This window comes from Nocardia sp. NPDC004722, from assembly GCF_053601505.1.
Genome location: NZ_JBSGBY010000905.1, coordinates 1 through 2411 on the forward strand (window position 1 = coordinate 1; position 2411 = coordinate 2411).

At 67.4% G+C, this 2411-nt stretch carries 2 protein-coding genes; both read right to left on the reverse strand.

All coding sequences use genetic code 11. From position 1 onward, the window contains the following. Positions 1 to 804: lipase family protein (locus ACWELQ_RS43825; RefSeq protein ID WP_452402878.1), on the reverse strand; the 804-nt coding region annotated here is incomplete at its 3' end. Positions 805 to 1038: 234 nt separating this feature from the next. After that, positions 1039 to 2411 (reverse strand): tetratricopeptide repeat protein (locus ACWELQ_RS43830; RefSeq protein WP_452402877.1); only part of this gene is annotated, 1373 nt, incomplete at its 5' end.

The following is a 2411-nucleotide window of genomic DNA, read 5'->3' on the forward strand; positions in this document are numbered from 1 at the left end:
GACATGGGTGAATTCGCGGAACCACAGGCCGTTCTCGTTGAGCAGATCCGAGACCGGCAGGCGGGCAGGGTATTCGCGTTCGAGGCCCATGGCCGCGGCGAACGCCAGCCCGAATCCCGGGTGCGGTTCGAAACCGAGGGACAGCGCCATCTGCTCCTCGTCGGCCGGAATGCCGCCCGCCACTACGGCATCCAGCTTCAAGTCCGGTGCGTAGGTCGGTTGCAGCGCCCCCGCCCACGCGGTCGCCATGCCGCCACCGGAGTATCCGGCCAGCGCGACCGGTGAATTGCCCAGTCCCAGTTCGCTCACCTTGCGGACGGCCTTCACGCTGTCGAGCGTGACCATGCCGCTGAGCTTGGCCGCGCCGTAGGCGACGTTCGGGCCGAGGTAGTCGGGCAGCGAGATGGCCCACCCGCGCCCGATGGGCAGCATCGCGCCCACACCGTCCTGGAGTTCGCCGTTGAACAGCGACCGCGACGGATTGCATTGCGAGCCCAGCGAATTGATCAGGGCCTGATAGGACACCAGCGGCGGGTTGCGCACGCCGGCGGGCATGAGCACGGTGGTCATCCCGAGAATCGGCTGCCCGGTGGAGTTGGTGCTGCGGAAGGCGATCTGCCAGCCCTCGGTACCCACGTACAGCCCGGTGTCGATGCGGCGCGTGCGCACCACGTCCCCCGGGGCGAGGGCGGCCAGGTCGGCGGGCGCACCGTAGAACGGGTCGGGATCCGCCGTCGGATACAGGGGTTGCGCCGATACCGGGGCGGCGATCAACCCCGCGGTCAGGATGCTCAAGGCCACCACGGCAGCCTTGACCGAAACTCTGGACACTGCGTTCCTTTACACGTCAGCCTTGCCCGTTCCCGTACCCCGACCAGCACGGGAAAGAGCTCACAATCAACAACGACACTGCTGCGGCAGCGGAATTCCCGCTCACCCAACGTGAACGAGCTACCGGATAGCGAATACCACAGGAACCGCGAAACGGACAAATCGGCCAGCTGGCGGAGTGGTCGTCGGCTTCCCGCGGAACAGTGCTCAGTGGCAGCAGTGGTTATCGGATTGGTCGGCGGCGACGCGGCAGAAGCAAGAGGCTTGGATCGGCACATCCGCCACGGCGGACGCGAGCTTCAGTTGCTGGGCGATGATGGCAGCGGCGTCGGTTTTGCCCAGGCGCACCAGGCATTCGTGATAGCCGTGGAGAGCCCACACATTGCCGGGGTGCTGGCTGGCGCGGGGAAGGGTGTGGTCGAGGCCGAGATCGGCTCGATAGACGGCTTCGGCTTCGAGGATGCGGTCCTGCTCGAGCAGGAGGGCGCCGAGCGCGTGGCGAGTGGGTTGCATCCAGCCCCAGGGTTCGTCGTAGGGGAGGGTGTCGTCGAGCTCGACGGAACGGCGGAGGGCTTCGAAAGCCTTGTCGTAGTCGCCTTTACGGTAAAGGAGTTCGCCGTCCAGCATGGCGGCGGCGATGGCGAGAACGTCGCGGCAGGTGTTGTTGAAGAGAGTTCGGGACTCGGGCACCCGGGCGACGGCGGCGTGGAAGAGGTCCCGCTCGCGTTCCGCCTCGTCGATGCGGCCGGTGGCGGAATAGGCGACGCCCTTGCCATAGTGCAGCAGCGCGGTCGTGACACAGTACAGCTCAGGGTCTTTCGGCAACTCCAGGGCGATGAGGTCCGCCCAGCGGCCGAAGCGGACGAGCACGTGGACGCGCATCCCCACGAAGCTCTCCAGCCAATCCGCCATGGGCGGTGACGGCACCCGCAGCAACTCCTCCGGGAGCGAATTCTCCAGTCGCTCAGCGGTTTCCAGCGCCGTCGCGGACTGGCCGAGGAACATCGCACCGTAGATCTTGAAGTGGTAGTTGTGCGCCCGATAGAGCGTGTAGAAATTGAGCGCGCCCGCGTGCCGCACGAACTTCTCGTCCGCGGCGATCGCGGCGGAATTGGCGGCCACCACGCTGCGATAGTCGCCGCACAGCACATCCAGATGCGAGGGCATGTGCCGCAGATGCCCGGCGTCGGGCACCAGCTCGCGCAGCCGATCCGCCACCGCCAGCGCCGATTCCGGCGTCGGCGACATCTCCATGAGGTGGATGTAGAGGTGCAGGATCCCCGGATGCGCGCGTCCCGCCTCGCCGCGCAACGCCCGGTCCAGCACCGACTTGGCCTCCAGCGTGAACGCCCCGGCCGCCGGTTCACCGGTGCGCTGGTCCCACAATGCCCAGGGGCTCAGGTTCATCAGCGCGTCGGCATACAGTGCGGCGACCTCGAGATCGTCCGGGAACCGCTGGTAGACGGTGCGCATCGCATCGGCGTAATCGCGATTCCAGCCCGCCTGCTCGCCCTCGGCGGTGGGCTGCGGATAGCGGGCGCACAGGGCTTCGGCGAGCGCCCGCTCGACCGGTGTCGCGG